Origin of the sequence: Streptomyces sp. MK37H, from assembly GCF_018035285.1 — a bacterium.
Taxonomy (GTDB): domain Bacteria; phylum Actinomycetota; class Actinomycetes; order Streptomycetales; family Streptomycetaceae; genus Streptomyces; species Streptomyces endocoffeicus.
The window spans coordinates 1-1,661 of sequence record NZ_JAAAYH010000812.1 but is presented as its reverse complement, the minus strand read 5'-3'; the positions used below and the strand labels follow the sequence as shown (position 1 = coordinate 1,661).

The following is a 1,661-nucleotide window of genomic DNA, read 5'->3' as shown; positions in this document are numbered from 1 at the left end:
GCCGTCCTCGCCGCCGCGGGGGTGGCCATGACGACCTCGGACGACACGGACACGAGCGCCACCCCGGCGGGCCCCTCCCCGCAGACCTCGGCCCCGGCCACCGGCGCCGCCGCACCGCGCTACGCCAAGCCGCCCGAGGAGGCGTGCACGGTCCTCCCGGAGTCGATGATCAAGGACCTGGTGCCGGGCGCCAAACCGGCCGGGAACGAACTGAAGTCCAGCGACCTCAACCGCCGTACGGGCTGCTCCTGGCACGCGCTGGACGACTTCGACTACCGCTGGCTGGACATCGCCTACGACGTCAAGAGCGTCGCGGGGAAGCAGAAGAGCGAGGGCGGCAGCGCGGTGCCCGGCCTCGGCGACGACGCCTCGGTGACCGAGAAGACCACCGAGGACGACGACCAGGGCATACGCGAGGCCGTGGTGACGGTCCACCAGGACAACGCCACGGTCACCGTGACCTACAACGGCGGCGACTTCGAGAGCCACAAGGCCGCCGACGCCGATGAGATCCGTAAGGGCGCCACCAGCGCGGCCAAGAAGGCGCTCGCCGCCCTCGACGGCTGATTGTTCTGCTCAGTCTTCGAAGCTCGTTGCTCAGTCCTTGATGAACATCAGCCGTACGAAAGTGTCCTTCTGAGTGAACGGTTACGATCGCGGGCATCGCAACCGAGCTCTGGAGTCCTACCGTGTCCGCCGCCCCCGAACCACGCCTGGGTATCGCCATCCTGACCATGGGCAACCGGCCCAGAGAGGTGGCCGCCCTGCTGGAGTCGGTCGCGAAGCAGGACGTGCCCCCGACCCGCGTCGTGGTCGTCGGCAACGGCTCCCCGCTCCCGGAGTTCCCCGCCGAGGTGACCACGGTCGAACTGGCGGAGAACCTCGGGGTCTCGGGCGGCCGTAACGTCGCCTGGCGGCGGCTGCGCGAGTTCGGCGACGTGGACGTGGTCGTCGACCTCGACGACGACGGGCTGCTGGTGGACGCCGATGTCTTCCGCCGGGTGCGCGATCTGTACGCCGAGGACCCGCGCCTGGGCATCGTGAGCTTCCGCATCGCCGACGAGACGGGCGAGACCCAGCGCCGCCACGTGCCCCGGCTGCGCGCGTCCGACCCGATGCGCGGCGGTGAGGTGACCACCTTCCTCGGCGGCGCCCACGCCCTGTCGATGGCGATGCTGGAGCAGATCGGCGGCTGGCCGGACGCGTTCTTCTTCACCCATGAGGAGACCGACCTCGCCTGGCGGGCGCTCGACGCGCGCTGGAAGGTCGTCTACGACCCCGAGCTGCTGCTCCAGCACCCCCGGACCTCCCCCGCCCGGCACGCCGTCTACTACCGGATGACCGCCCGCAACCGGGTCTGGCTGGCCCGCCGCCACCTGCCGCTGCCGCTGGTCCCGCTCTATCTCGGCACCTGGACTCTGCTCACGCTCGCCCGCACCCGCTCCCTGACCGGGCTGCGGGCCTGGGCGGGCGGCTTCCTGGAGGGGCTGCGCACCAGCTGCGGGCGGCGCCGCCCGATGCGCTGGCGCACGGTGTGGCACATGACCAAGCTTGGCCGCCCGCCCATCATCTGACGGCCCGGCAGCCGAACCGACGGGCCGTGCAGCCCCGCTGCCCAGCCGACGGGCCCGGCCGCCCGGCCGCCCGGCAGCCCGGCAGCC

The 1,661-nt window shown here is 72.0% G+C and carries 2 protein-coding genes; both read left to right on the top strand.

Going from position 1 to position 1,661, the window contains the following annotated elements; translation table 11 throughout:
* Positions 1-567: hypothetical protein (locus tag GWI24_RS44135; RefSeq protein ID WP_210951625.1), on the top strand; the 567-nt coding region annotated here is incomplete at its 5' end.
* 167 nt (positions 568-734) lie between these two features.
* Entirely contained in the window at positions 735-1,574 is an 840-nt protein-coding gene (locus GWI24_RS44130; protein ID WP_210951626.1) for a glycosyltransferase, read from the top strand.
* The last annotated feature ends 87 nt before the right edge of the window (positions 1,575-1,661 follow it).